The following is a 25,707-nucleotide window of genomic DNA, read 5'->3' on the forward strand; positions in this document are numbered from 1 at the left end:
GCGCCGGACGGCACACGCGGGCCCGGCGACGCCGCCGCGGTCGGCCCCGTGGACCACCGGATCGAGATCCACACCCTCGGCACGCTGCTCCAGCGCGTGCTCGGTCCCGTCGACCCGACGTCCGCCGCGGACTGGCTCGTCGTCCCGCAGCAGCGGCTGCTCGCGCTGACCGCCGGCGCGGTGTTCCACGACGACCTCGGCCTCGAGGCCGTCCGCGCGCGACTGCGCTACTACCCGCACGACGTGTGGCTCTACCAGCAGGCCGCGGCGTGGTCGGCGATCGGCCAGGACGAGCACCTCGCGCCGCGCGCGGGCATGGTCGGCGACGACCTCGGGTCCCGGATGATCACCGCGCGCGTGTGCCGCACGGCTGAGCTGCTCGCGCTGCTGCAGGAACGCCGGTACGCGCCGTACGACAAGTGGCTCGGCACGGCGCTGGCGCGGATCGACGCCACCGCGACGCTCCGGGCCGCCATGGCTGCCGCGCTGGCGGCCGACGGGTGGCAGGAGCGCCAGGAGCGGCTCGGCGCGGTCCTCGTCGAGCTGGTGCGTCGGCACAACGCCCTCGAGCTCACCGTCGCCGTGCCCGAACGTACGACCCCGTTCCACGGGCGGCTGTTCGCCGTGATCGACGGCGGCTCGGTCGCCCGGCTGCTCGTGGGCGCCGTCGCCGACCCCGAGGTGCGGGCGATCGCCCGGCGGCCGCTCGTCGGTGGTGTCGACCTGCTCAGCGCGAGCACCGACCTCGCCACGGACCCCGGACGCAGCCGCGCGCTACGCGACCTGTACTGAGGTCACTCCGGGATCGCGAGCCGGCGCAGGTTCGCGGAGGCCCGGTCGAGCCCGTCCCAGCCGTCCACCTCGAGCAACGACCAGCTCGCCGTGGGCACGCCGACCCGCACCCGGGCGAGGGTGGTCGGGTCGGAGTCCGCGCCGGCCAGGAGGACCGCCGCCTGCGACATCGTCGGCTCGTGGCCGACCACGAGCACCGTGCGCACGGCAGGGGGGACGGCCCGGACCAGCTCGACCACCGCGCTCGACCCGGCGTAGTAGAGGTCCTCGAGGAACCGCACCTCCGGATCGGCGCCGAGCGCGCCGCGGGCGAGCTCCCACGTCTGACGCGTCCGCACGCTCGCCGAGCAGAGCACGAGGTCGGGCACGAGGTCGTTCGCTGCGAGCGCCGCACCCACCTTCGCCGACTGCTTGCGCCCCACGAGAGACAGCGGGCGCTGGATGTCGGCGATGAGGTCCGGGTGCTCGGCCTTCGCGTGGCGGAGCAGGAGCAGTCGCCGGGGGCCGGTGTCGGACGTCACCGGCTCAGCGTCCCATCCGCGCGACTGCCGTGCGACGGCTCACAGACCCATCGCGTGGTAGCCGCCGTCGACGTGCACGATCTCGCCCGTCGTCGCAGGGAACCAGTCGGACAGCAGCGCGGCGACCGCGCGGGCCGTCGGCTCCGGGTCGAACGCGTCCCAGCCGAGCGGCGCACGCTCGGGCCAGCCGCCCTCCATCGCCTCGAAGCCGGGGATCGACTTGGCGGCCGTCGTGCGGATCGGGCCGGCCGACACCAGGTTGATGCGGATGCCGTGGGGGCCGAGGTCGCGGGCCAGGTAGCGCGAGGTCGACTCGAACGCCGCCTTGGCCACGCCCATCCAGTCGTAGACCGGCCAGGCGTACCGCGCGTCGAACGTGAGGCCCACGATGGCGCCGCCCGAGCTGAGCAGCGGCTGCGTCGCGACGGCGAGCGACTTGAGCGAGTACGCGCTGACCTGCAGCGCGGTCGCGACGTCGTCCCACTCGCCGGCCAGGAAGTTGCCGCCCATGACGGACTGCGGCGCGAACCCGATCGAGTGCACGACGCCGTCGAGCGCGTCGAAGCCCGCCTCCCGGACGCGACCCTCGAGCGCCGCGAGGTCGTCGGCGTCGGTGACGTCGAGCTGGAGGACCTGCGCCTCCTTGGGCAGGCGGCGCGCGATCGCCTGCGTCAGGCGGAACTGGCGGCCGAACGAGGTGAGCAGCACCTCGGCACCCTCCTGCTGCGCGAGGCGCGCCACGTGGAAGGCGATCGAGCCGTCCGTGAGGACACCGGTGACGAGGAGCTTCTTGCCGTCGAGCAGACCCATGAGTGTTCCGTTCTGTGTGTCGCCGTGCAGAAGAGCCGTGCAGAGTGAAAAGAGTGTGTCAGTGGCCCATGCCGAGGCCGCCGTCGACGGGGATGACCGCGCCGGAGATGTAGCCAGCCGCCGCCGAGGCCACGAACTCCACGACCCCGGCCACCTCGTCGGGCTCGGCGAACCGGCCGAGCGGGATGGCGTCGCGGTACGACTTCTGCTTGTCCTCGGGCAGGGCGCGCGTCATGTCGGTGTCGATGAACCCCGGTGCGACGACGTTCGCGGTGATCGCCCGGCCGCCGAGCTCTCGGGTGATCGAGCGGGCCATCCCGACGAGCGCGGACTTCGACGCCGCGTAGTTGACCTGCCCCGCCGAGCCGTACAGGCCGACCACCGAGGAGATGAAGATGATCCGGCCGCGGCGCAGTCGGATCATGCCCTTGCTCGCGCGGCGCGCGCAGCGGAAGGCACCGGTGAGGTTGACGTCGAGGACCTCGGAGAACTCCTCGTCGGTCATCCGCATCAGCAGCTGGTCGCGCGTGACGCCCGCGTTGGCGACGAGCACCTCGACCGGACCGTGCGCGGCCTCGATCTCGGCGAACGCCGCGTCGACGCTGGCGGTGTCGCGGACGTCGCCGACGACCCCGAGGACGCCGGGGGGCAGCTCGCCCGCGCGGTAGATCGTGGCGACCTTGTCGCCGTTCGCCACGAACCGCTCGGCGATCGCCCGGCCGATGCCACGGTTGGCCCCGGTGACGAGGACGCTGCGCGGCGCGAGGGCGGTGGTGGTGTTGTCGGAAGTCTCTGGCACGAGATACGACGCTAGCCGACGTCCGCCGCACGTCACGGCAGGGTCCGCGCCCATGTTCGTCGCGCGGTGTTGTGGGACCCACACAACACGCCTCCTCAGCACCGTCTCAGCGCCGCCGGACTACGATCAGGTAGTGAGCAGCAACCGCCGTCACCCGGCAGTCCCCCCGGGTGAGGTCCACAGCATCACCTCTGCGCCCGAGGCGCTGGCCGATGACCTGGCCCGCCGGCAGAAGCGCTACCTGGTGCAGATGGGCATCCGCGTCGTCTGCTTCGCCGGTGCCGTCTTCTCGTGGGGCCACATCCCGCTGTGGGCGTCGCTCATCCTCATCGTCGCTGCCGTCGTCCTGCCCTACTCGGCCGTGCTGTTCGCGAACGCCGGCCGCGAGCGCCGCGACACCGACGGGACGTTCATGACGTCGCGCGAGATCGGTCCGGGCACCGGCGCGCCCCGCGGGCTCGGCCCCTCGGACGACCACCCGGACGGTCGCGCGTGAGCCTGTTCGGCCCCGTCCCCGACGCCGTGGACGAGCTGGTCTGCAGCAGCCGCGGCTGCCGGGCGGAGGCGACCTGGGGTCTGCTCTGGAACAACCCGAAGCTGCACACCCCCGACCGGCGCAAGGTCTGGCTCGCGTGCGACGACCACCGCGAGCACCTCAGCCAGTTCCTCGACACGCGTGGCTTCCTGCGCGACGTCGTCCCCGCGGCGGAGCTCGAGCCCGCCACCGGACCATGAGTCCCGCGGCCCGCCGCGCGACCGGGCTGGTGCTGCTCGGCGTCGTCGTCGCGGTCGCCTGCACGTTCCTCGGCCGGTGGCAGTGGAACCGGCACGTCTGGCGCGACGCGGCGATCGACGTGGTGGAGACCAACTGGTCGGCGGACCCGGTCCCCCTCGACACGGTGCTGCCGACGACGGACACCCCGCTCACCGACGACGACATCTGGCGCCGCGTGACGGTGGTCGGACACTACGAGCCGGACGCGACCGCACTGCTGCGGAACCGACCCGTCGACGGCGCCCCCGCGTACCACGTGCTCGTCCCGTTCGTCGTCGAGGACGCCTCGGCGGGCACCGCGCCGACGCCCACGCAGGCCGGCACGGTGCTCGTCGTCGACCGCGGCTGGGTGGACCCGGGTGCGGACGCGAGCGTCGACGTCGCCGCGCCCGCGCCGCCCGAGGGCTCCGTCATGCTCACGGCGCGGCTGCGCCAGGACGAGCCGGCGTCGACGCGCACCGCGCCGCCCGGCCAGGTCCAGGCCATCTCGGCCGAGCAGGTGCTCGCCGCCGGCGGTGTCGAGGGCGAGACCTACGACGCCTACGGGGCGATGACCGCGGAGGACCCGTCGGTCTCCCCCGTGCCCGGCGCGCTGCCGCCCCCCAGCACCGACCCGGGCTCGCACCTGTCCTACGCGTTCCAGTGGTGGACGTTCGCCCTGGGCGGCCTGATCGCGTTCAGCCTGGGTGCCCGTCGCGAGCTGCAGGACGAGCGCGCGTTCCGTGACGCCGAGGGACCGGCGCCGAAACCCGCCCCGGTCCAGGTCTCCCCGTCGGGTGTCGAGCTGTGGCCGACGCGCGACACCCCTCGGCCGACGCCGGGCGCTCCGGACGCCCCGCGCCGCCGCGGAGGTCGCGACGAGGACGCCGAGGACGCGCTCATCGACGCCCAGCTCGCCGAGGCGGCGGGACGCGAGGACCACCCCCGCTGAACGGTGCCGGCACCGTTCGTCTGGCGCAGGAGCGACCTCCGTGATGTGGTGTGGGTCACACACCAACCAGGAGGAATCACGCATGCGACCCAGACTCATCAAGCTCGTCGTCGCTCTCGCCATGGCGCTGGGGCTGACCGCCCTCGGCGCGGCACCCGCCCTCGCCAGTACCGGAGGGACCCCCGACGGGAACACCCACCCGAACGTCGGACTGATCCTCTTCTACAGCGCTGACGGCCGATTCCGGTGCAGCGCGACCCTCGTCTCCCCGACGGTGCTGATCACCGCTGCGCACTGCACGGACGGGACGCTCGGCAAGACGCTGGTCACGTTCAAGTCCGTCATCGCCGAGCAGCCGCCGAGCGGGTTCCCGGTCGCCGCCAACCCGGCCGCCGGCTACACGCAGGCCGAGATCGAGGCCGCCGGCTACCTCTCGGGGACTGCGTACACGCACCCCGACTACTCCGACTTTACCGACCTCGACAACTGGAACGACGTCGGCGTCATCGTGCTCGACCGCGCGGTGACGGGCATCGCCCCGGCGAACATCGCCGACGTGGGTTACCTCGACGCATACGCGCAGCCGGTGCTCAACCAGACGCTGTTCACGGCCGTCGGGTACGGCACCGAGGTCCGCAAGCCTGACTCCGGCCCGCAGAAGCCGCAGCCGATGAGCTATCCGTTGATCCGCCGGTATGTCGACATGCCGGGCCAGAAGCTCACCCCGCAGATCCTGCAGACCAACGGGAACGAGAAGGACACCCGCGGAACCGGTGGCACGTGCTTCGGGGACTCGGGCGGGCCGGTGTTCCTCAACGGCAACATCGTCGCCGTGACCAGCTACGGCTACACCGCCAACTGCCGGTACCTCGGCGGCTATCAGCGGGTCGACATCGCCGTCGTCCAGGACTGGTTGGCCGAGTTCGGCCTCTGAGCGGACGGGTGACGCCCCGGCCCACGTGGCCGGGGCGTCATCCTGCGTGGCGGCTCAGGCCAGCGCGATGAGGTCGAGGTAGGCCGGGCTCCACAGGTCCTCGTCGCCGTCGGGCAGCAGGAGCACCCGCTCGGGGTCGAGGGCCGCGACGGCGCCCTCGTCGTGCGACACCAGCACGACGGCCCCGGCGTAGCCGCGCAGTGCCGCGAGGATCTCCTCGCGCGACGCCGGGTCGAGGTTGTTCGTCGGCTCGTCGAGCAGCAGGACGTTCGCGCTCGAGACGACGAGGGACGCGAGCGCCAGGCGGGTCTTCTCGCCGCCCGATAGCACGCGGGCGGGCTTGTCGGCGTCGTCGCCGGAGAACAGGAACGAGCCCAGCACCGAGCGCACCTGGGTCTCGGTGAGGTCGGGCGCGGACGACTTGAGGTTCTCGACGACGGTGCGGTCCATGTCGAGCGTCTCGTGCTCCTGCGCGTAGTAGCCCAGCTTGAGACCGTGACCCGGGCGGACCTCACCGGTGTCGGACCGCTCGACGCCGCCGAGGATGCGCAGCAGCGTCGTCTTGCCGGCGCCGTTGAGCCCGAGCACGACGACCTTGCTCCCCCGGTCGATCGCCAGGTCGACGTCGGTGAAGACCTCCTGGGACCCGTACGTCTTGGACAGCCCGGAGGCCGTGAGTGGCGTCTTGCCGCACGCGGCCGGCTCGGGGAACCGCAGGCGCGCGACCTTGTCCGACGCGCGGACGTCCTCGAGCCCGGACAGCAGGCGCTCGGCGCGGCGCGCCATGTTCTGCGCGGCGACCGTCTTGGTGGCCTTGGCGCGCATCTTGTCGGCCTGCGCCATGAGCGCCGACGCCTTCTTCTCGGCGTTGGCCCGCTCGCGGCGGCGGCGCTTCTCGTCGGTCTCGCGCTGCTGCAGGTACGCGTCCCAGCCGAGCGCGTACTGGTCCAGCTGCGAGCGGTTGGCGTCCAGGTGGAACACCTTGTTCACCACGGCCCGCAGCAGGTCGGCGTCGTGCGAGATGACGATCAGGCCACCCGAGTAGGACTTCAGGTAGTCGCGCAACCACATGATCGAGTCGGCGTCGAGGTGGTTGGTCGGCTCGTCGAGCAGCAACGTCTCGACGCCCGAGAACAGGATGCGGGCCAGCTCGACGCGGCGTCGCTGGCCCCCGGAGAGCGTGCCGATGGTCTGGCCGAGGACCCGCTCGTCGAGCCCCAGGTTCGACGCGATCCGGTGGGCCTCGCTCTCGGCGGCGTACCCGCCGGCGGCGTTGAAGCGCGAGTCGAGCCGGGAGTACCGGTCCATCGCCTTCTCGCGGACGGCGTCGTCCTCGCTGGCCATCGCGACCTCGGTGGCGCGCATGGCACGGACGACCTCGTCGAGGCCGCGGGCCGAGAGCACCCGGTCCATCGCGAGCTGCTCGAGGTCGCCGGTGCGGGGGTCCTGCGGGAGGTAGCCCACCTCGCCGCCGCGGACGATCTGGCCGCCGGTGGGCTGCGTCTCCCCCGCCAGCGTCTTGGTGAGAGTGGTCTTGCCGGCGCCGTTGCGACCGACCAGACCGATCCGGTCGCCGGCCGCGATGCGGAACGACGACTCCTCGAGCAGCACTCGTGCGCCGATGCGCAGCTCGACAGCCTGGGCAGTGATCACTTGACGGTTTCCTCCGAGTTCGCCGCGCTGGCGTTGGCCGCGGGCACAAACGCCAGCAAGTCTACGACCGGCTAGCGTGGCGACCGGCCGCAGGGTCCCGACGGCGCCCCGCACGCGCGGGATCGCCGCACCCACCACGACCATCGAGGGGTAGCCATGACCAGCGCACCTGGCAACGAGACCGCCGCCGCATCCGCCTCTGCTCTTCCGGCTCCGGCCGCGCGCGCCTCGGTGGCCACCGACGTCGCGCTCGTCGCCACGTTCGCCGCGTTCATCGCCGTGTGCGCGATCCTGCCCGGCATCCCCACCCCGTCGGGCGTGCCCATCACGCTGCAGACGTTCGGCGTCATCCTGGCCGGTCTGGTGCTCGGCTGGCGCCGCGGCGCCCTCGCGGTGCTGCTGTACCTCGCGCTCGGCCTGGCGGGGCTCCCGATCTTCGCCGAGGGCACCGGCGGTCTCGTCGTGCTGAGCAAGCCGTCGGTGGGCTACCTGCTCGCGTTCCCGTTAGCCGCGGCGCTCGCCGGCGTCTTCGGCGGCCTGGCGCTGCGTGTCACCTCCGGCTGGCGGTACCCGGTCCTCGTGCTGGCCGGCCTGGCCGCGAGCTTCCTGACCATCCACCCCGCCGGCATCGTCGGCCTCATGGCCCGCCTGGGCCTGAGCTTCCGCGAGGCCTTCGCCATCGACCTCGTCTACTGGCCCGGCGACGTGCTCAAGAACCTCGCCGCCGCGGCCGTCGCCCTGGCCGTCTTCAAGGCGTTCCCCGACATGCTGCGCACCCGCCGCTGACGCTCGCGTGATCGCCCTCGACGACGTCCTCGTCACCGCCTACAGCCCTGACCCGGCGGGCGGCGCCGACCGCGTCGTCCGGCTGCTCGGGCCGGTGACGCTGGAGCTCGCCGAGCACCGCGTCGCGATCATCGGGGCGAACGGCTCGGGCAAGTCGACGCTCGCGCGCCTGCTCAACGGCCTCGTCCTGCCGTCGTCGGGGACCGTCCGCGTGGACGGCCTGGACACCGCGCGGGACGGGGCAGCGGTGCGTCGCCGGGTGGCCTTCATGTTCACCGATCCCGACGCGCAGCTCGTCATGCCGACGCCGGTCGAGGACGTCGCCCTGTCCCTGCGCCGCCTGTCGCTGACCCCGGCCGGGCGGGACGTCGCCGCGCGCGCGGCGCTCGACCGGTTCGGGCTGGCCGACCGGGCAGAGGTCCCCGTGCACGCGCTGAGCGGCGGTCAGCGACAGCTCCTCGCGCTCGCCTCGGTGCTGGCCACGGAGCCCGCCGTCCTGGTGTGCGACGAGCCCACGACCCTGCTGGACCTGCGCTGGCGCAGCGTCGTCGACGGGCTGCTCGCGGACCTCGACCAGCAGGTAATCGTGGTGACGCACGACCTCGACGCCGCACTCCGGGCCGACCGCGTGCTGGTGGTCGACGACGGCGCCGTGGTGTTCGACGGCGACCCGGCATCGGCCGTCGCGTCGTACCGGGCGCTCATGGAGATCCGGTCGTGAGCGGCCCGATCCGGCCGCCGTGGGCCGGGCCGCTCGGGCTCTACCACCCGGGGACCACCGTCATCCATCGCGCCCCGGCCGGCCTCAAGCTCGCGTTCCTCACCGTCTTCGCGATCGGGATCGTGGCGTTCCATGGTCCCCTGTCCGCGGTGCTCGCCCTGGGCGTCGCGCTGCTTGCCCAGCTGGTCGCGCGCATCCCTTGGCACCGGACCACCCGCGGCCTGGTCCCGGCCCTCGTCACTGCCGGGCTCGTCGGCGCGTACCAGTGGTGGGCGCGCGGTTGGGCGACCGCCGTGGAGGTCGCGGTCGACCTCGTGGCCCTCGTGCTCATGGCCGCCGTCGTCACCGCGACCACCCGGGCCGACAGCCTCCTCGACGTCCTCGCGCGGCTGGCGCGCCCGCTGCGGCACGTAGGCCTCGCGCCCGAGACGTTCGCGCTGGTCGTCGGCCTGTTCCTGCGGACCGTCCCGGTGCTCGCCCGGATGTCGCTGGAGACGCGGGACGCCGCCCGGGCCCGCGGCCTCGACCGCGAACCGCGTGCCATCCTCGTCCCCGCCGCGGTGCGGATGGTCGCCCACGCCCGCGCGACCGGCGACGCCCTGGCCGCGCGGGGGCTCGGCGAGGATTGATCACCCGCTCTCGACGAGCGCCGACGGCACGACGCGGCTACGTTGCCTCGGTGACGTTCCAGGAGGGTGGAAGCTTCGGCGGCGGACGCGTTCGTACCGGCGGCAACGGCGGCAAGATCGCCGCGGGCGGCGGCGGCGCCGTCGGCATCATCGTGCTGCTCGTCTACCTGTTCTCCAACGGCCAGGTGGACCTGACCGGGGTCGCCGGCGGCGGCGGCGCACCCCAGCCCGAGGGCACGGTCGGCGAGTGCACGGCGGAGCAGGCCAACACGGACCGCACGTGCCGCCTGAGCGCGACGCTGGACTCGCTCGACACCTACTGGGCCGCCACCGTCACCGCGGCCGGCGGCCAGTTCAGCCAGCCGGACGCCGTCGCGTTCACCGACTCCATCAGCACCGGCTGCGGCGACGCGACGAGCGCCACCGGCCCGTTCTACTGCCCGCCCGACGCGACGATCTACCTCGACGTCAGCTTCTACGACCAGCTCAGCCAGCTCGGCGGCGAGGACGGCCCCCTGGCCGAGGAGTACGTCACCGCGCACGAGTACGGCCACCACATCCAGCAGATCACGGGCGTCATGGACAAGGCCGACCGCCAGGACACGGGTGCCGACTCCGACTCGGTCCGCGTCGAGCTCCAGGCCGACTGCTACGCCGGGATGTGGGCGGGGACGGCGGCCAACACGATCGACCCCGACACCGGCGTCGCCTACCTCGACCCGATCACGCCGGAGCAGCTGCAGAACGCGCTCGGCGCGGCGGCCGCGGTCGGGGACGACAACATCCAGAAGCAGTCGGGCGGCGGCGTGAACTCCGACTCGTGGACGCACGGCTCGAGCGAGCAGCGCGAGCGCTGGTTCACCACGGGCTACCAGCAGCGCACGTTCCAGGCCTGCGACACGTTCGCCACCGACCAGCTCTGACGGCACTCCCGAAGGAACGAACGGGTCATTCACCCCTGTGAGCAGCGCGTTCGTGCTGCTAGCGTCGGCCGCATGAGCACACCGCGCGCGGCCGTGGCAAGGATCGCCCTCCTCGTCGCCCTGGGCGGTGCGGCCTTGGCCGCCTGTTCCAGTAGCGAAGACTCTTCCGGAGCCACTCTCGAGTCCAGCGACGTCGTCGGGACCTGGTCGCAGACGGACACCGAGCCCCCGGTCGACCTCGAGCTCATGGAAGACGGCACAGTCAGCGGCAGCGACGGGTGCAACCAGCTGAACGGCACCTGGAAGATCGACGGCTCCGAGGTCGAGTTCGGTCCGTTCGCCGCGACCATGATGGCGTGCGAGGACGTCAACACCTGGCTGTCCGCAGCCACATCGGCCAACGTCGACGGCGAAGAGATGACGGTGTACAACGAGGACCACAAGGAGATCGGCGCCCTGTTCAAGGAGTGACGCCCGAACGATGGAAAGGCGCTCGCTCCGCGAGAGAAACAGCTGCGTCCGACGTGTCCGGAACGGTTCAGAACGCTTCCGAACAGATGAAACTTCAGGTCAGCGACACCAAAGGCCCCGGTCAGCACGCCCGACCGGGGCCTTTGGTGTGGCTTGCTCAGATGTTGAAGCCGAGGGCCCGCATCTGCTCGCGCCCGTCGGGCGTGATCTTCTCGGGGCCCCACGGCGGCATCCAGACCCAGTTGATGCGGAAGCCGTCGACCAGCCCGTCGAGGGCCTGCGCCGACTGGTCCTCGATGACGTCGGTCAGCGGACAGGCCGCCGACGTGAGCGTCATGTCGATGACCGCCGTGTTGGTCTGGTCGATCGTCAGGCCGTAGACCAGCCCGAGGTCCACCACGTTGATGCCCAGCTCGGGGTCGATGACGTCGCGCATGGCCTCCTCGACGTCGGCCACCGTGACGGGTGCGGGCGTGTCCGTGCTCATGAGTTCTCCCGTGCGCCGGTCTTGATGAGTGCGTCGGTCAGCGCCGCCCAGCCGAGCAGGGCGCACTTGATCCGCGCGGGGTACTTGGCCACGCCGGTGAAGGCGGTGGCGTCGCCGAGGGAGTCCTCGGMCTCGTCGTCGAGCCCCGCGCCGCGCGTCTGCATGAGCGCGCGGAACGTGCCGCCGATCTGGTCGACGGTGGCCAGGTCGTTGCCGACCACCAGGTCGTGCAGCACCGAGACGGAGGCCTGCGAGATGCTGCAGCCCTGCCCGTCCCAGCGCACGTCCCGGACGACGCCGTCGTCCGAGAGGTCGACCTGCAGCGTGACCTCGTCGCCGCACGTCGGGTTCACCTGGTGGGACTCGCCCGTGTGCAGGTGCAGGTCCCCCGCCGCGCCCAGTCCCTTGCCGTGCGGGAACTTCGCGTGGTCGAGGATGACCTGCTGGTACAGCTGCTCCATCGATCCCGTGCTCATGACACCTCCAGACCGAAGAACGCCCGGACCCCCGTCAGTGCTTCCCGGAAGACCTCGATCTCCTCGTCGGTCGTGTAGACCGCGGCGCTGGCGCGCGACGTCGACGCGACGCCGAACCGCCGGTGCAGGGGCTGCGCGCAGTGGTGGCCCACCCGCACGGCCACGCCGGCGTCGTCGAGCACCTGGCCCACGTCGTGCGCGTGCACACCGTCGACCACGAACGAGACGGTCGCCAGGCGGTCGCGCGCGTCGGTCGGGCCGATGACCCGCACACCCGGCACGGACGCGACGGCGTCGAGCAGCAGCCCGGCCAGGTGCGCCTCGTGCGCGGCGACCGCGTCCATGCCCAGCTCGGCCAGGTACGACGCGGCGGCGCCCATGCCCACGGCCTGGGACACCATCTGCGTGCCCGCCTCGAACCGCTGCGGCGGCGGTGCGTACGTCGTCGACTCCATGGTGACGACCTCGACCATCGAGCCGCCGGTGGTCACGGGCGGCATGGCCTCGAGCAGCTCGCGCCGCCCGTACAGCGCGCCGACGCCCGTGGGACCGAGCATCTTGTGCCCCGAGAACGCCGCGAAGTCGACGCCGAGGGCCGTGAGGTCCACGGGCAGGTGCGGGACCGACTGGCAGGCGTCCAGCACCGTCAGCGCCCCCACGGAGCGGGCCCGCGCGACGAACGGCGCGACCGGCGTGATCGCGCCCGTCACGTTCGACGCGTGCGTGAACGCCAGCACCTTGGTGCGGTCGGTGACCACGGTGTCGAGGTCGTCCAGCCGGATCCGGCCGTCGTCGTCGACCCCGAGCCACTTCAGCGTCGCGCCCGTGCGGAACGCGAGCTCCTGCCACGGCACGAGGTTCGCGTGGTGCTCCGCCTCGGTGACCACGATCTCGTCGCCGGGACCGAGCGCGAACTGCCGCGCCGCCGCTCCCCCGCGCCCGAGCGACGCGTTCGACATCGCGTACGCGACGAGGTTGAGCCCGGCCGTCGCGTTGGACGTCCAGACCAGCGACCCCGGCGAGACGCCGACGAACGACGCCACGCGGTCCCGCGCGTCCTCGAACGCCTCGGTCGCTTCCTCGGCGAGCTGGTGCGCCCCGCGGTGCACGGCGGCGTTGCGCTGGACGTAGAAGTCCTGCTCGGCGTCGAGGACGACCTCGGGCTTCTGCGAGGTGGCCCCCGAGTCGAGGTACACCAGGGGGCGCCCGCCGCGCAGCGTCCGCGCGAGCAGCGGGAAGTCCGCGCGCACGGCCGCGAGCTCGGACGCGTCGAGCGTCCGGGCTGCGCCGTCGAGGAGACTGGTCATGGGGTGCTCAGAGAACCGTCGCGCTCGACAGGAAGCGGTCGTAGCCCTCGTTCTCGAGGCGGTCGGCCAGCTCGGGCCCGCCCTCCTCGGCGACCTTGCCGTCGACGAAGACGTGCACGAAGTCGGGCGTGATGTAGCGCAGGATCCGCGTGTAGTGCGTGATCAGCAGGACGCCGACGTCCGGGTTCTCCTTGACGCGGTTGACCCCCTCGGACACCACGCGCAGCGCGTCGACGTCGAGGCCGGAGTCGGTCTCGTCGAGGATCGCGAACTTCGGCTTGAGGAGCTCCATCTGCAGGATCTCGTGGCGCTTCTTCTCGCCGCCCGAGAAGCCCTCGTTGACGGAGCGCTCGGCGAACGCCGGGTCCATGCGCAGGTCGTCCATCGCCTTGCGGACGTCCTTGACCCACGTGCGCAGCGGCGGCGCCTGACCGTCGATCGCCGTCTTCGCGGTGCGCAGGAAGTTGCTCACGCTGACGCCGGGGACCTCGACCGGGTACTGCATCGCGAGGAACAGGCCCGCACGAGCGCGGGCGTCGACGGAGAGCGCGAGGACGTCCTCACCGTCGAGTGTCACGCTGCCGCTGGTGACGTGGTACTTCGGGTGGCCGGCCAGCGAGTACGCGAGCGTGGACTTGCCGGAGCCGTTCGGGCCCATGATGGCGTGCGTCTCGCCGCTCGCGACSGTCAGGTCGACGCCGCGCAGGATCTGCTTGGGGCCTTCCTTGGTCTCGACGCTGACGTGCAGGTCGCGGATCTCCAGGGTGGACATGCTGTTCCTTCCAGACTTCTTCAGAGCGGGGCGTCGACGTCGACCAGCACGCGCTGGCCGTCGACGGTCACGGGGTAGACAGGGACGGGCTGGACGGCGGGCGGGCCCGTGGGCTTGCCGGTCCGCAGGTCGAACCGCGAGCCGTGGAGCCAGCACTCGATCGTGCAGCCCTCCACCTCGCCGTCCGACAGCGAGACGGCGCCGTGGGAGCAGATGTCGCTGATGGCGTGCAGCTCGCCGTCCTCGTCGCGCACCAACGCGACCTCGACGGTGCCGTGCTCGGCCTCCAGCTCGACGCGGAACGTGCCCTCGACGGGCACGTCCTCGTCGTAGCAGGCGAGCTGCGCGGTCATGCGCCCTCCGTCGTCAGGCCCACCTCGGAACCGTCGAGCGTCGGCGTGGCGCCGAGCACGCTCATCGACTTCTCCAGCTCGGCCTCGATCGACGCGATGAGCCGCTCCTCGACCGACGGGACGCCGATCTCGTGGATGAGCTCGGCGAAGAAGCCCCGCACCACGAGCCGACGGGCGTCGGGCTCCGGGATGCCGCGGGCGCGCAGGTAGAACAGCTGCTCGTCGTCGAACCGGCCGGTCGCGCTGGCGTGGCCGGCGCCCTCGATGAGACCGGTCTCGATCTCGAGGTTGGGCACCGAGTCGGCGCGCGCTCCGTCGGAGAGCACCAGGTTGCGGTTGAGCTCGTACGTGTCGGTGCCCTCGGCCTCGGCACGGATGAGGACGTCGCCGACCCACACCGTGTGCGCGCCCTCGCCCTGCAGCGCGCCCTTGTACGCGACGCGCGAGATGCAGTTGGGCACCGCGTGGTCGACGAAGAGGCGCTGCTCCTGGTGCTGGCCCGCGTCCGCGAAGTACAGCCCCAGCATCTTGACGTTGGCGCCCTCGCCGACGAACTCGGCGTCCGGCGTGATCCGCACGACGTCGCCGCCGAGCGTCACCGCGATGTGCTTGACGGTGGCGTCGCGGCCGATGCGGAGGCGGTGCGACGACGCGTGCACGGAGCCCTCGGCCCAGTCGTGCACGGTGACGACCGTGAGGTGGGCGCCCTCGTCGGCGACGATCTCGACGGTCTCCGTGAGCGCGGCGTGACCGACGTGGTCGATGACGACGACGGCCTGCGACATCGGCTTCGCGTGCACCAGCAGGTGCGTGGCGCTGGGCTCGAGCGCGGCCTCGTGCGTGCCGGCGCCCTCGACGCCCTCGATGCGGATCGACGTCACCTCGGAGGCGACGGMCTCCTGCGGGATCGTGACGATGGTCGCCCGCGGGAACGACGCCCAGGCCACGGCGGCGGCGCGGTCGCCGGGCTTGCCGGCCTTCCCGAGCCTGGCGTCGTCGCGCTCGACGATCTCGACGGTGACCTCGGGTGCCTCGACGACGGTCGTGAGCACGCCGTGGCCGTCCAGCACGCCGTCGGTCGCCGCGGCGAACAGCGGGGCGAGCCGGGCGACGGGAGCGAACCGCCACTCCTCCTCGCGGCCGTTGGGCACCGGGAAGTCGGCGACGTCGAACGATGTGGGCCGCGAGGCGCGGGACGCCTCGGGCGCCGGCCCGACACCGTGGGTGTGGCTCCCGTCGGCGACCGCGCGCGAGTGGTCGGTCGACAGGGAGTCTGTGGTGGTCGTCATCAGCCGACGGCCCCTTCCATCTGCAGCTCGATGAGGCGGTTCAGCTCGAGGGCGTACTCCATGGGCAGCTCACGGGCGATGGGCTCGACGAACCCGCGCACGATCATGGCCATGGCCTCGGTCTCGGGCATGCCTCGGGACATCAGGTAGAACAGCTGGTCCTCGCTCACGCGCGACACGGTCGCCTCGTGGCCCATCGACACGTCGTCCTCGCGGACGTCGACGTACGGATAGGTGTCGGAGCGGGAGATCTGGTCGACCAGCAGGGCGTCGCAGAGCACGTTCGACGCGGAGTGGTGGGCGCCCTCGAGCACCTGGACCAGCCCGCGGTAGGACGTGCGGCCACCGCCGCGCGCGACCGACTTGGAGACGATCGAGCTGGACGTGTGGGGCGCGGCGTGCACCATCTTGGCGCCCGCGTCCTGGTGCTGGCCCGCGCCGGCGAACGCGATCGACAGCGTCTCGCCGCGCGCGTGCTCGCCGAGCAGGTAGATGGCCGGGTACTTCATGGTGACCTTGGAGCCGATGTTGCCGTCGACCCACTCCATGGTCGCGCCCTCGGCCGCGGTCGCCCGCTTGGTGACGAGGTTGTACACGTTGTTCGACCAGTTCTGGATGGTCGTGTACCGGACGCGCGCGTTCTTCTTGACGATGATCTCGACGACCGCGGAGTGCAGCGAGTCGCTCGAGTACACCGGCGCCGTGCAGCCCTCGACGTAGTGCACGTACGAGCCCTCGTCGGCGATGATCAGCGTCCGCTCGAACTGGCCCATGTTCTCGGTGTTGATCCGGAAGTAGGCCTGCAGCGGGATCTCGACGTGCACGCCCGGCGGCACGTAGACGAACGAGCCGCCCGACCACACGGCGGTGTTGAGCGAGGCGAACTTRTTGTCCCCGGGCGGGATGACCGAGCCGAAGTACTGCTCGAAGATCTCCGGGTGCTCGCGCAGCGCGGTGTCGGTGTCGAGGAAGATGACGCCCTGCTCCTCGAGCGACTCCTGGATCTGGTGGTAGACGACCTCGGACTCGTACTGCGCGGCGACGCCGGCGACGAGGCGCTGCTTCTCGGCCTCCGGGATGCCCAGGCGGTCGTACGTGCTCTTGATGTCGTCGGGCAGGTCCTCCCAGCTGGTGGCCTGCTTCTCCGTGGAGCGCACGAAGTACTTGATGTTGTCGAAGTCGATGCCCGACAGGTCCGAGCCCCACCAGGGCATGGGCTTCTTGTCGAACAGGCGCAGCGACTTCAGGCGCGTCTTGAGCATCCACTCGGGCTCGTTCTTGAGCGCGGAGATCTCCCGGACCTTGGCCTCCGACAGACCACGGGTCGCGACGGACCCGGCCGTGTCGGCGTCGTGCCAGCCGTAGTTGTAGTTCCCGATGGAGGCGATGGCCTCGTCCTGGGTCATCTGCGGGGCGTTGGCCGCCGCAGTGCTGTCGGTCTGTGCACTCATGCTGAATGTCCTTCCACGGAGGGCACGGGGTGGGCAGGGGCGTTCGTGTGGGGGGCGAGCGTCAGGCTGGTCAGAGGAATGTTCGTGGTGCAGACGTGGCCGCCTCCGGCCAGCGTCGAGAGGCGCTGCACGTGCACGCCGAGCAGGCGGGAGAACGCCCGCGCCTCGGCCTCGCAGAGCTGGGGGAACTCGTGGGCGACGTCCTGCACGGGGCAGTGCCCCTGGCACAGCTGCATGGCGGCACCGCCGGGGGCAGGGCGGGCGGACGCGGCGTACCCGTCGGCGGCCAGGCCGTCGGCGAGCACCCGGACGCGGGCGGCGACGTCGTCGCCGGCCGCGAGGACCGCGGCGGCGTGCCGCTCCTCCAGGTCGCGGACCCGCCGCTCGGCGAAGCCCTCGACCGCCTCGGGACCGGCGGTCTCGGCAAGGAAGCGCAGCGCCTGCGCCGCGATCTCGGAGTAGCGGTGCGACAGGGCGGCCTGGCCGCGGCTGGTGACCACGTAGCGGCGTGCGGGCCTGCCGCGCCCCTGCGGGCCGCGCGCGCCGTCGTGCACGGCGATCTGGTCGGTGGCCTCGAGGACCCCCAGGTGCCGACGGATTCCGGCGGGCGCGAGGTCGAGCTGGGCCGCGAGCTCGGCGGCGGACACGGGTCCGGCGCTCGCGACGATCTGGAGCACACGCTGGCGCGTGCCGGCGTCGGACTCGGGACTGTCGGCCACGACGTGGTCGACCGAGGGCAGCGTCGCGCTCATGCCACACCTCCGTCGGTCTCGTCAGGATGCGGGGGCAGACGACACCCCGCGATATTGACAACATCCTTGTTGCCAATATCGATCCCTGCAAGCAAGGAGACCCTTCGCTGAGGGTCGCGTCCCTCACACCCGCGCGCGCCGGCGGCGCGCGGCGGGCGCCCTAGACTTCCCTCTCGTGCCCGACACCCCCGCGCTCGAGATCTCCGGGCTCGTCAAGCGCTACGGCGGACGCGCCGTCGTCGACGGGATTGACCTCGTCGCGCACCACGGCCAGGTGACCGCGGTGCTCGGCCCCAACGGCGCGGGAAAGACCACGACGGTCGAGTGCTGCGAGGGCCTGCGGGAGCCCGACGACGGCACCGTCCGGGTGCTGGGTCGGGACCCGCTCACGCAGGCACGCGACCTGCGGCCGCGGGTCGGCGTCATGCTGCAGGACGGCGGCCTGCCCACCGGCGTCCGCGCGCACGAGATGCTGGCCCACGTCGCCAAGATGTACGCAGAGCCGCGTGACCTCGGCGAGCTGACCGAGCGGCTCGGCCTCGGGTCGTTCGCGCGCACCACCGTCCGCCGCCTCTCCGGTGGCCAGCGGCAGCGCCTCGCCCTCGCCGCCGCGATCGTCGGCCGGCCGGAGGTGGTGTTCCTCGACGAGCCGAGCGCGGGGATGGACCCGCAGTCGCGGCACGCCGTGTGGGACCTCGTGCGCGAGCTTCGCGACGAGGGCGTCGCGGTGCTGCTCACGACGCACCTCATGGACGAGGCCGAGGACCTCGCCGACCAGGTCGTCGTCGTCGACCACGGCCGCGTGATCGCACAGGGCTCCGTGCCGTCGCTCGTCGCGTCGACCGACGACCAGTCGCTGCGACTCGAGGCCACCGGCGGGCTGGACCTCGGCACCGCGCTGGGCCCCGGCTTCGTCGTCACCGAGCCCCGCGCCGGCTCCTACACGGTGACCGGCGCCGTCGACCCGCGGACCGTCGCCTCCCTCACCGGCTGGCTCGCGCAGCAGGACGTCCTCGTCACGCAGCTGTCCGTCGGCCGTCGCACGCTCGAGGACGTCTTCCTCGACCTCACCGGACGGAACCTGCGATGAGCGCCGCCGCCGCACAGCACCCTCCGCGCCTGCCGGCACCCACACTGCAGCGCGTCGTCGCGCAGACCTCGTTCGAGGCGCGCGCCATCCTGCGCAACGGCGAGCAGCTGCTCGTCACGGTCATCGTCCCGGTGCTCGTGCTCGTCGGGCTGACACGCGCGACCGCGATCGACCTCGACACCGGCGGCGCGAGCCGGATCGACTTCCTGACCCCGGGCGTCCTCGCCCTCGCCGTGATGACGACGTCCTTCACCTCGCAGGCGATCGCCTCGTCGTTCGACCGCCGCAACGGCGTGCTCCGGCTCCTCGCGACGACCCCGCTCGGCCGTAGCGGGCTGCTCGCCGGCAAGGTGCTGGGCGTGCTGGTGGTCGAGATCGTGCAGGTCGTGATCATCGGTGCGACCGCGCTGCTGCTCGGCTGGCACCCGGACCCCGCCGGGCTGCTCCTGGCCGTCGTGGCGATCGTCCTCGGCACCGCCGCCTTCACCGCGCTCGCCCTGCTCGTCGCCGGGACCCTGCGTGCCGAGGCCGTGCTGGCCGTCGCCAACCTGCTCCTGCTCGTCCTCGCCGTCGCGGGCGGGGTCATCATCCCGGCGAGCCAGCTGCCGGGGCCGATGGCGCACGTCGCGCTGCTGCTGCCGTCGGGAGCGCTCGGCGAGGCCATGCGGGAGACCCTCATGCACGGCGTGCTGCCGGCCTGGTCCGTCGTGGTGCTCGTCGCCTGGGCCGCCGCCCTGGGCTGGGGCGCGAGCCGCCTGTTCCGCTGGCACTGACCGCTACCGTGGGCCGATGGAGCCCGCGCAGGACGGCACCTTCCAGACGGCCCTCGCCGCCGAGTACGCCGCGCTCGTGCGGACCGTCTCCGAGTTCGACGGCCGGCTCCTGACCGTGAAGAGCTGGTCGGTCACGCTGAGCCTCGCCGGCCTCGGCCTCGGCTTCCAGCAGGAGCACTACGCACTGTTCGCCCTGGCCGCCGCCACGGGTGCTGCGTTCTGGCTGATCGAGGCGATGACCAAGCGGCACCAGGTCCGCTACTACCCCCGGATGCGGCAGATCGAGGCGTGGTCGGCGTCGTGGACGGAGCTGCAGCTGGGCGGGGTGCCCGTCTCGGCACCCCGGATCGACGCTGCGTGGACCGCCGCGGGTCGGCCCGACCCGGCCGCCGCCCTCGCCGAGCCGCCGCGCGAGATGACGAGCGAGGAGATCCGTCGGATGCGCCGGCACACCGCCTGGCTCCCCCACGTGTTCGTGCCCAGCGCCTTCGCCGTCGTCGTCGGCCTCGTCCTGACGCTGCTCGCCGCCGGCGGGGCGCTCGACATCCCGCTGTGACGAGCCTCGCCCGCCGGGCGGTCGGGAGCACCGGGACCGGACCGTAGGCTGGTCGACGTGAGCTCGACGCCTGCCCTCGACGCCCCCTCGTCGACCCTCGACCGGATCCGCGACCGGTGGACCTGGACGGCCGTCGTCGCCAACCTCGTCGGGCAGATCGCGATCATCGTCACCGGTGGCGCCGTGCGGCTCACCGGCTCGGGCCTGGGCTGCTCGACGTGGCCCCAGTGCGAGCCCGGGCAGTTCACGCCGCAGCTCCACGAGGCGACGTCGCTGCACCCCTTCATCGAGTTCGGCAACCGGACCGTCAGCTTCGTGCTGGTCGTCATCGCCCTGGCGGTGGCCCTGCTGGTGACGGGCGACCGTCGCCGCCCGTGGTCGTACCGCCGGCTCGGCATCGTGCCCGTCGTCGGCGTCCTCCTCCAGGCCGTCATCGGCGGCATCACGGTGCTGGTCGACCTGAACCCCGCGATCGTCGGCAGCCACCTGCTCATCTCGATGGCCCTGGTCGCGTTCTCGACCTGGCTCGTCGTACGGACGCGCGAGGGCGACGCGCCGGCCGTCCCCCTGGTCGACCGCACCACCCGCTCCCTCGTCCGCGTGCTCGTGGCGCTGACGGCCGTCGTGCTCGCCCTCGGGGTCGTGGTGACCGGAGCCGGGCCGCACTCCGGCGACGACGAGGTGGGCTACCGGTTCGGCGTCGACCCGTGGCTGATGGCGAAGCTGCATGCCGCGTCCGTGTGGGCCTTCGTCGCCGTCCTCGTCGCCGTGCTGGTGCTGCTGCGCCGCCGGGGCGTGTCCGGGCGCCCCTGGACCACGGCGCTGGTCCTGCTCGGGGTCACGCTGGGCCAGGGCCTCATCGGCTACGTCCAGCTGTTCACCGGCCTGCCGATCGGGCTGGTCAACCTCCACATGCTCGGCGCCGCGCTGCTCGCGTCGACCGTGACGTTCTTCGTCGGCAGCCTGCGCACGCGCGCGACGGTCCCCGCGAACGACCGGGTGCCGACCGCCGGCTGACCCCATCTGACCCAGCCTGCACGGGTTTGCCCTGTCCCGATGTCGGTGGTCTCTCCTAGCCTCGACCCATGGCTGACGCGATCACTGCGCAGGGACTCGTCAAGCACTACAAGAGCGTCACGGCCCTCGACGGGGTCGATCTCACCGTGCCGTCCGGTTCGGTGCTCGGGCTGCTCGGCCCCAACGGCGCCGGCAAGACCACGATCGTCCGCATCCTCACCACGCTCCTGAAGCCCGACAGCGGGTCCGCGACGGTGGCCGGCGTCGACGTCCTCGCCAAGCCGCGGGACGTCCGGCGCCGGATCGGCCTCTCCGGCCAGTACGCAGCGGTCGACGAGTACCTCACCGGCTTCGAGAACCTCGACATGATCGGGCGGCTCTACCACCTGGGCGTGAAGCGGTCGCGCGCGCGGGCACGCGAGCTGCTGGCCGCGTTCCGGCTCGAGGACGCCGCCGACCGCCCGTCCAAGACCTACTCGGGCGGCATGCGCCGCCGGCTCGACCTGGCGGGTGCGCTCGTCGCCGACCCGCCGATCATCTTCCTCGACGAGCCGACGACGGGCCTGGACCCGCGCGGGCGCACCGAGATGTGGGAGGTGATCCAGAACCTCGTCGCCGGCGGGACGACGCTCCTGCTGACCACGCAGTACCTCGAGGAGGCCGACCTGCTGGCGGACGACATCGTGGTCATCGACCACGGGAAGATCATCGCGCAGGGCACGGCGGACCAGCTCAAGATGCAGGTCGGCGGGGAGCGGCTCGAGCTCACCGTCCGGGACCCGGCGCGGCTGCTGGACGCCCGGGACCTGCTCGAGCCGCTGGGCGTCGGCAAGGCGGGCCTGGACGAGGGCCGCCGGACCTTGCTCATGCCGATCAGCGGTGGCGCGCAGGTGCTCACGGAGGCGCTGCGGGTCCTCGACAACGCGGGGATCGGGATCGATGACGTCGGCCTGCGCCGACCGACGCTGGACGACGTCTTCCTGTCCCTGACCGGGCGGTCCGCCGAGCTGGACGGGGAGGACACGGCGGGAGAGCCACCCCCGCCCGAGGCTCCCCCGCCGCCGGTTGCCGACGCCGCGAGACCCGGCCGTCACGCGGCCGCCGACGAGTACTCCGAGGGAGGTGTCTGATGGCCGCCCCGACCGTCTTCTCCGACTCCTACGTCGTCGCCAAGCGCAACATCATCAAGATCAAGCGCGTCCCGGACCTGCTGGTCTTCACCACGCTGTMGCCCATCATGTTCGTCCTGCTGTTCGCCTACGTGTTCGGCGGTGCGATCGCGGTGCCCGGCGGCGCCGACCCCGACGCGTACCGCGAGTTCCTCATGGCCGGGATCTTTGCCCAGACCGTGATCTTCGGCGCCACCATCACGGGCGCGGGCCTGGCGGACGACCTGAAGAAGGGGATCATCGACCGGTTCCGGTCGCTGCCGATGGCCCCGTCGGCGGTGCTGACGGGCAGGACGATCTCCGACGTCGCCAACAACGTGCTCGTGCTCATCGTGATGTCGCTGACCGGGCTCCTGGTCGGCTGGGGCATCCACAGCTCGGTCGCGGAGGCGGCGCTCGGCTACCTGCTGCTCATCGTCTTCGCCTACGCCATCTCGTGGATCATGGCGTGGCTCGGGATGCTGGTCCCGAGCCCCGAGGTGTTCAACAACGCGACGTTCATCGTGATCTTCCCGCTGACGTTCGTCGCGAACACCTTCGTGCCCCTGGAGACGCTGCCGGCGCCGCTGCAGACGTTCGCCGAGTGGAACCCGGTGTCCGCGGTGACCCAGGCGTCGCGCGAGCTCTTCGGCAACATCCCGCCGGAGGTCCCGCCGCCGACCGCGTGGCCCCTGCAGCACGCGGAGCTCTACACGCTGATCTGGACGGCGATCTTCATCATCGTCTTCGTGCCGCTCGCCAACATGCAGTACCGGCGGTCCACGAGCCGCTGAGCGACGGCTGACGGCGCGCGAGGAGGGTCGCGCGCCGTCGGCGTCAGCCGAAGCTCGGCAGGGTGACCGGCACCAGGGACGACCAGCCGCTCGCGCGGGCGGCCGCGGCCGCCAGCACGCCCGTGACCGCGGTCGGGCTGTGCAGACGACCGTCGAGGGCGGCAGCGACAGCCTCGTCGAGCGGCACCCACACGGGCACCATCGAGGCCTCCTCGTCGGTGCGGGTGTGCCGGTCGCCGTCGGCCACGGGCCGCAGGTCGCGCGCGAGGAACACCCGGATCCGCTCGTCCGAGCCGCCCGGGGTCGTGAAGAAGTCGACCAGCCGCCACCACGCTCCGGCGACCAGGTCGGCTTCCTCGGCCAGCTCGCGGGCCGCCGCGACGACGAGCTCCTCGTCGGGGACGTCCCGCAGGCCGGCGGGCGGCTCCCACAGCTCGGCGCGCACGGGGTGCCGGTACTGCGAGAGCAGCAGCACCCGGTCGTCGTCGTCGAGGGCGATCACGGCGACGGCGCCGGGGTGCGCGACGTACTCGCGCAGCACCTGCGTCTCCCCGAGATCGACCACGTCGCCGACCAGGTCGAAGATCTTCCCCGCGTGGATGACCTCGTGCGTCAGGACGGGCCGCGCCGCCGACCGGTCAGCGAGCGGCTCCCCCATCAGGACTCGTCGCCGCGCTGGGCGAGAGCCGCCTCGACGAGACCGGCGAACAGGGGGTGCGCCCGGGTCGGACGCGACTTGAACTCCGGGTGCGCCTGCGTGGACACGTAGTACGGGTGCACGTCCTTCGGCAGCTCGACGAACTCGACCAGCGAGGTGTCGGGCGAGACCCCGGAGATCACCAGGCCGGCGTCCTCGAGCTTGTCGCGGTAGGCGTTGTTGACCTCGTAGCGGTGGCGGTGACGCTCGGACACGCGCGTGGCACCGTACGCCTCGGCCACGACGGACCCGGGCGTCAGGACGGCCTCGTAGGCGCCCAGGCGCATGGTGCCGCCCAGGTCGCCCTCGCCGCCGACGATCGCGAGCTGCTCGGCCATCGTGGCGATCACCGGGTGCGACGGGTCGGCGTCGAACTCGGACGACGACGCGCCGTCCAGACCGAGGACCGTGCGCGAGTACTCGATGACCATGCACTGCAGGCCGAGGCAGATGCCGAGCGTCGGGATGAGGTTCTCGCGTGCCCAGCGCAGCGCGCCGAGCTTGCCCTCGATGCCGCGCACGCCGAAGCCGCCAGGCACGAGCACTGCGTCGACGCCCTCGAGCGCGAGCCGGGCGCCCTCGGGCGTCTGGCAGTCGTCGGACGTGACCCAGCGGATGACGACCTTGGTGTCGTGGTGGAAGCCACCGGCGCGCAGGGCCTCGGTGACGGAGAGGTACGCGTCGGGCAGGTCGATGTACTTGCCGACGAGCGCGACCTCGACCCGGTGGGCGGGCTGGTGCACGCGGTGCAGCAGCTCGTCCCAGCCCTTCCACTCGACGTCGCGGAACGGGAGGCCGAGCCGCTGCACGACGTAGGCGTCGAGGCCCTCGGAGTGCAGCACGCGCGGGATGTCGTAGATGCTCGGCGCGTCCTTGGCGGTGACGACGCCCTCGACGTCGACGTCGCACATGAGCGCGATCTTGCGCTTCGTGGCCTCGGGGACATCACGGTCCGCACGCAGGACGATCGCGTCGGGCTGGATGCCGATGCTGCGCAGGGCGGCGACGGAGTGCTGCGTCGGCTTGGTCTTCAGCTCGCCGGACGGGCCGATGTACGGCACCAGGGAGACGTGCAGGAAGAAGACGTTGTCGCGGCCGAGGTCGTGCCGCACCTGGCGGGCGGCCTCGAGGAACGGCAGCGACTCGATGTCGCCGACCGTGCCGCCGATCTCCGTGATGATGACGTCGATGTCGGACTGCGCCTGCTGCCGCATGCGGGTCTTGATCTCGTCGGTGATGTGCGGGATAACCTGCACGGTGTCACCGAGGTACTCGCCGCGACGCTCCTTGGCGATGACCTGCGAGTAGACCTGGCCCGTGGTCACGTTGGCGGACCCGACCAGGTTCACGTCGAGGAACCGCTCGTAGTGGCCGACGTCGAGGTCCGTCTCGGCGCCGTCCTCGGTCACGAAGACCTCGCCGTGCTGGAACGGGTTCATGGTGCCCGGGTCCACGTTGAGGTACGGGTCGAGCTTCTGCATCGTGACCTTGAGGCCACGGGAGCGAAGGAGTCGGCCGAGGCTGCTCGCCGTCAGACCCTTGCCGAGGGAGGAGGCGACACCCCCGGTGACGAAGATGTGCCGGGTCGTGGATTCCGACCGCCCGGAGAGTCGATGCGCGCGCTCTGTCACGGGATTCCAACCTACCTGACGAACGCCCGTTGCCGGGGTGCCGAGCGGGGTGAGTCCCGACACGTCGGAGGTCAGGACAGCGGCGCATTCGGGTTGGCGGGGTCCGTGACCCGGACGTCGACCAGCGGCCGCGGCTGCGCCTCGAGGCTCCGGAAGTCCCGCAGCGTCCCGCGGTCACCGGCGAGCACGGCTCCCGCGACGACGAGGGCGGCGATGATCCCGCCGCCGGCCGCCGCACCGATCGCCGTGAGGAGGCCGTGTCCCGCCACCTGCGCGACCGCGTCCACCACCCAGCGGCCCGCGAGGGCACCGAGACCCGCGCCGACCACGAGGACGACCGCGGCGCGCACCAGGCCGGCGGTGGCGGGC

The 25,707-nt window shown here is 72.2% G+C and carries 30 protein-coding genes and 1 pseudogene; 16 read left to right on the forward strand and 15 right to left on the reverse strand.

The genetic code is table 11. The features are described from left to right. On the forward strand, positions 1-792 hold a 792-nt coding region (locus tag ACXJKA_RS18595), incomplete at its 5' end, for a DUF4037 domain-containing protein (RefSeq protein ID WP_456826679.1). A 2-nt stretch (positions 793-794) separates the two neighbouring features. On the opposite strand, the gene ACXJKA_RS18600 is transcribed toward ACXJKA_RS18595, so the two are convergent. Genes ACXJKA_RS18600 through fabG form a run of 3 tightly spaced genes read right to left on the reverse strand, consistent with a single transcriptional unit; the run spans position 795 to position 2,922 of the window. Then, a complete protein-coding gene (locus ACXJKA_RS18600; RefSeq protein WP_456826680.1) occupies positions 795-1,313 on the reverse strand; it encodes a SixA phosphatase family protein in 519 nt (172 codons plus the stop codon). A 39-nt stretch (positions 1,314-1,352) separates the two neighbouring features. Then, complete coding sequence (fabI, locus tag ACXJKA_RS18605) at positions 1,353-2,123, reverse strand: enoyl-ACP reductase FabI (RefSeq protein WP_456826681.1); 771 nt, start codon at positions 2,121-2,123, stop codon at positions 1,353-1,355. A gap of 58 nt (positions 2,124-2,181) precedes the next feature. Further along, entirely contained in the window at positions 2,182-2,922 is a 741-nt protein-coding gene (gene fabG, locus ACXJKA_RS18610; protein WP_456826682.1) for a 3-oxoacyl-ACP reductase FabG, read from the reverse strand. Positions 2,923-3,055: 133 nt separating this feature from the next. On the opposite strand from fabG, the gene ACXJKA_RS18615 reads away from it, so the two are divergent. The 4 genes from ACXJKA_RS18615 to ACXJKA_RS18630 all read left to right on the forward strand — a co-directional run bounded on the left by ACXJKA_RS18615 (position 3,056) and on the right by ACXJKA_RS18630 (position 5,562). Next, positions 3,056-3,418 (forward strand): DUF3099 domain-containing protein, encoded by a 363-nt coding sequence (locus ACXJKA_RS18615; RefSeq protein ID WP_456826683.1) that lies wholly within the window; start codon positions 3,056-3,058, stop codon positions 3,416-3,418. Continuing rightward, complete coding sequence (locus tag ACXJKA_RS18620) at positions 3,415-3,657, forward strand: hypothetical protein (RefSeq protein WP_456826684.1); 243 nt, start codon at positions 3,415-3,417, stop codon at positions 3,655-3,657. The genes ACXJKA_RS18615 and ACXJKA_RS18620 overlap by 4 nt, the downstream gene beginning before the upstream one ends. Then, positions 3,654-4,628 carry an SURF1 family cytochrome oxidase biogenesis protein gene (locus tag ACXJKA_RS18625; protein WP_456826685.1) on the forward strand — a complete coding sequence of 325 codons (975 nt, stop codon included), beginning with the start codon at positions 3,654-3,656 and terminating at the stop codon, positions 4,626-4,628. The genes ACXJKA_RS18620 and ACXJKA_RS18625 overlap by 4 nt, the downstream gene beginning before the upstream one ends. A gap of 82 nt (positions 4,629-4,710) precedes the next feature. Further along, positions 4,711-5,562 carry a S1 family peptidase gene (locus ACXJKA_RS18630; protein ID WP_456826686.1) on the forward strand — a complete coding sequence of 284 codons (852 nt, stop codon included), beginning with the start codon at positions 4,711-4,713 and terminating at the stop codon, positions 5,560-5,562. A gap of 54 nt (positions 5,563-5,616) precedes the next feature. Here the strand turns inward: ACXJKA_RS18630 and ACXJKA_RS18635 are convergent, their stop codons facing one another. Continuing rightward, complete coding sequence (locus tag ACXJKA_RS18635) at positions 5,617-7,215, reverse strand: ABC-F family ATP-binding cassette domain-containing protein (RefSeq protein WP_456826687.1); 1,599 nt, start codon at positions 7,213-7,215, stop codon at positions 5,617-5,619. Positions 7,216-7,371: 156 nt separating this feature from the next. Between ACXJKA_RS18635 and ACXJKA_RS18640 the strand changes: the two genes are divergently transcribed. The 5 genes from ACXJKA_RS18640 (at position 7,372) to ACXJKA_RS18660 (ending at position 10,745) form a co-directional block, all read left to right on the forward strand. Further along, the gene (locus tag ACXJKA_RS18640; protein WP_456826688.1) at positions 7,372-8,001 is read left to right on the forward strand and encodes a biotin transporter BioY; all 630 of its coding nucleotides are present in this window, start codon (positions 7,372-7,374) and stop codon (positions 7,999-8,001) included. Between the two features lie 7 nt (positions 8,002-8,008). After that, complete coding sequence (locus ACXJKA_RS18645) at positions 8,009-8,722, forward strand: energy-coupling factor ABC transporter ATP-binding protein (protein WP_456826689.1); 714 nt, start codon at positions 8,009-8,011, stop codon at positions 8,720-8,722. Further along, complete coding sequence (locus ACXJKA_RS18650; RefSeq protein WP_456826690.1) at positions 8,719-9,351, forward strand: energy-coupling factor transporter transmembrane component T family protein; 633 nt, start codon at positions 8,719-8,721, stop codon at positions 9,349-9,351. The genes ACXJKA_RS18645 and ACXJKA_RS18650 overlap by 4 nt, the downstream gene beginning before the upstream one ends. A gap of 50 nt (positions 9,352-9,401) precedes the next feature. Next, positions 9,402-10,274 carry a KPN_02809 family neutral zinc metallopeptidase gene (ypfJ, locus tag ACXJKA_RS18655; protein WP_456826691.1) on the forward strand — a complete coding sequence of 291 codons (873 nt, stop codon included), beginning with the start codon at positions 9,402-9,404 and terminating at the stop codon, positions 10,272-10,274. Between the two features lie 72 nt (positions 10,275-10,346). Continuing rightward, positions 10,347-10,745, forward strand: coding sequence for an META domain-containing protein (locus ACXJKA_RS18660; protein ID WP_456826692.1), 399 nt, complete (start codon positions 10,347-10,349; stop codon positions 10,743-10,745). A gap of 157 nt (positions 10,746-10,902) precedes the next feature. Here ACXJKA_RS18660 and ACXJKA_RS18665 read toward each other — a convergent pair whose 3' ends face one another. The 8 genes from ACXJKA_RS18665 to ACXJKA_RS18700 are packed head-to-tail and all read right to left on the reverse strand — an operon-like array spanning position 10,903 to position 17,632. Beyond that, entirely contained in the window at positions 10,903-11,232 is a 330-nt protein-coding gene (locus tag ACXJKA_RS18665) for a metal-sulfur cluster assembly factor (RefSeq protein ID WP_456826693.1), read from the reverse strand. After that, the gene (gene sufU / locus ACXJKA_RS18670; protein WP_456826694.1) at positions 11,229-11,708 is read right to left on the reverse strand and encodes a Fe-S cluster assembly sulfur transfer protein SufU; all 480 of its coding nucleotides are present in this window, start codon (positions 11,706-11,708) and stop codon (positions 11,229-11,231) included. The genes ACXJKA_RS18665 and sufU overlap by 4 nt, the downstream gene beginning before the upstream one ends. Continuing rightward, entirely contained in the window at positions 11,705-13,015 is a 1,311-nt protein-coding gene (locus ACXJKA_RS18675) for a cysteine desulfurase (RefSeq protein ID WP_456826695.1), read from the reverse strand. The genes sufU and ACXJKA_RS18675 overlap by 4 nt, the downstream gene beginning before the upstream one ends. 7 nt (positions 13,016-13,022) lie before the next feature. Further along, positions 13,023-13,787 carry a Fe-S cluster assembly ATPase SufC gene (gene sufC / locus ACXJKA_RS18680; protein ID WP_456826696.1) on the reverse strand — a complete coding sequence of 255 codons (765 nt, stop codon included), beginning with the start codon at positions 13,785-13,787 and terminating at the stop codon, positions 13,023-13,025. A gap of 20 nt (positions 13,788-13,807) precedes the next feature. Further along, positions 13,808-14,140 carry a non-heme iron oxygenase ferredoxin subunit gene (locus ACXJKA_RS18685; RefSeq protein WP_456826697.1) on the reverse strand — a complete coding sequence of 111 codons (333 nt, stop codon included), beginning with the start codon at positions 14,138-14,140 and terminating at the stop codon, positions 13,808-13,810. Continuing rightward, a complete protein-coding gene (gene sufD, locus ACXJKA_RS18690; RefSeq protein ID WP_456826698.1) occupies positions 14,137-15,429 on the reverse strand; it encodes a Fe-S cluster assembly protein SufD in 1,293 nt (430 codons plus the stop codon). Before sufD ends, ACXJKA_RS18685 begins: the two co-directional genes overlap by 4 nt. Continuing rightward, positions 15,429-16,880, reverse strand: a complete 1,452-nt coding sequence (gene sufB / locus ACXJKA_RS18695; protein WP_456826699.1) for a Fe-S cluster assembly protein SufB — start codon at positions 16,878-16,880, stop codon at positions 15,429-15,431. Before sufB ends, sufD begins: the two co-directional genes overlap by 1 nt. Beyond that, entirely contained in the window at positions 16,877-17,632 is a 756-nt protein-coding gene (locus tag ACXJKA_RS18700; protein WP_456826700.1) for a helix-turn-helix transcriptional regulator, read from the reverse strand. Before ACXJKA_RS18700 ends, sufB begins: the two co-directional genes overlap by 4 nt. 175 nt (positions 17,633-17,807) lie before the next feature. Between ACXJKA_RS18700 and ACXJKA_RS18705 the strand changes: the two genes are divergently transcribed. The 6 genes from ACXJKA_RS18705 (at position 17,808) to ACXJKA_RS18730 (ending at position 23,010) form a co-directional block, all read left to right on the forward strand. Next, entirely contained in the window at positions 17,808-18,722 is a 915-nt protein-coding gene (locus ACXJKA_RS18705) for an ABC transporter ATP-binding protein (protein WP_456826701.1), read from the forward strand. Further along, complete coding sequence (locus ACXJKA_RS18710) at positions 18,719-19,495, forward strand: ABC transporter permease (protein ID WP_456826702.1); 777 nt, start codon at positions 18,719-18,721, stop codon at positions 19,493-19,495. The genes ACXJKA_RS18705 and ACXJKA_RS18710 overlap by 4 nt, the downstream gene beginning before the upstream one ends. A gap of 16 nt (positions 19,496-19,511) precedes the next feature. Beyond that, positions 19,512-20,051 (forward strand): hypothetical protein, encoded by a 540-nt coding sequence (locus ACXJKA_RS18715; protein WP_456826703.1) that lies wholly within the window; start codon positions 19,512-19,514, stop codon positions 20,049-20,051. 57 nt (positions 20,052-20,108) lie between these two features. Next, on the forward strand, positions 20,109-21,068 hold the full coding sequence (locus tag ACXJKA_RS18720; RefSeq protein WP_456826704.1) for a COX15/CtaA family protein: 960 nt from the start codon (positions 20,109-20,111) through the stop codon (positions 21,066-21,068). A gap of 68 nt (positions 21,069-21,136) precedes the next feature. Continuing rightward, positions 21,137-22,198 carry an ATP-binding cassette domain-containing protein gene (locus tag ACXJKA_RS18725; protein WP_456826705.1) on the forward strand — a complete coding sequence of 354 codons (1,062 nt, stop codon included), beginning with the start codon at positions 21,137-21,139 and terminating at the stop codon, positions 22,196-22,198. After that, a complete protein-coding gene (locus ACXJKA_RS18730; RefSeq protein ID WP_456826706.1) occupies positions 22,198-23,010 on the forward strand; it encodes an ABC transporter permease in 813 nt (270 codons plus the stop codon). The genes ACXJKA_RS18725 and ACXJKA_RS18730 overlap by 1 nt, the downstream gene beginning before the upstream one ends. A gap of 43 nt (positions 23,011-23,053) precedes the next feature. Here the strand turns inward: ACXJKA_RS18730 and ACXJKA_RS18735 are convergent, their stop codons facing one another. The 3 genes and pseudogenes from ACXJKA_RS18735 to ACXJKA_RS18745 all read right to left on the reverse strand — a co-directional run. Next, the gene (locus ACXJKA_RS18735) at positions 23,054-23,668 is read right to left on the reverse strand and encodes an NUDIX domain-containing protein (RefSeq protein WP_456826707.1); all 615 of its coding nucleotides are present in this window, start codon (positions 23,666-23,668) and stop codon (positions 23,054-23,056) included. Then, on the reverse strand, positions 23,668-25,338 hold the full coding sequence (locus ACXJKA_RS18740; protein ID WP_456826708.1) for a CTP synthase: 1,671 nt from the start codon (positions 25,336-25,338) through the stop codon (positions 23,668-23,670). Before ACXJKA_RS18740 ends, ACXJKA_RS18735 begins: the two co-directional genes overlap by 1 nt. A 71-nt stretch (positions 25,339-25,409) precedes the next feature. Further along, positions 25,410-25,707, reverse strand: a pseudogene (locus ACXJKA_RS18745) (hypothetical protein); the annotation flags it as partial.

The sequence above is a fragment of the Cellulomonas sp. P5_E12 genome (assembly GCF_054049315.1).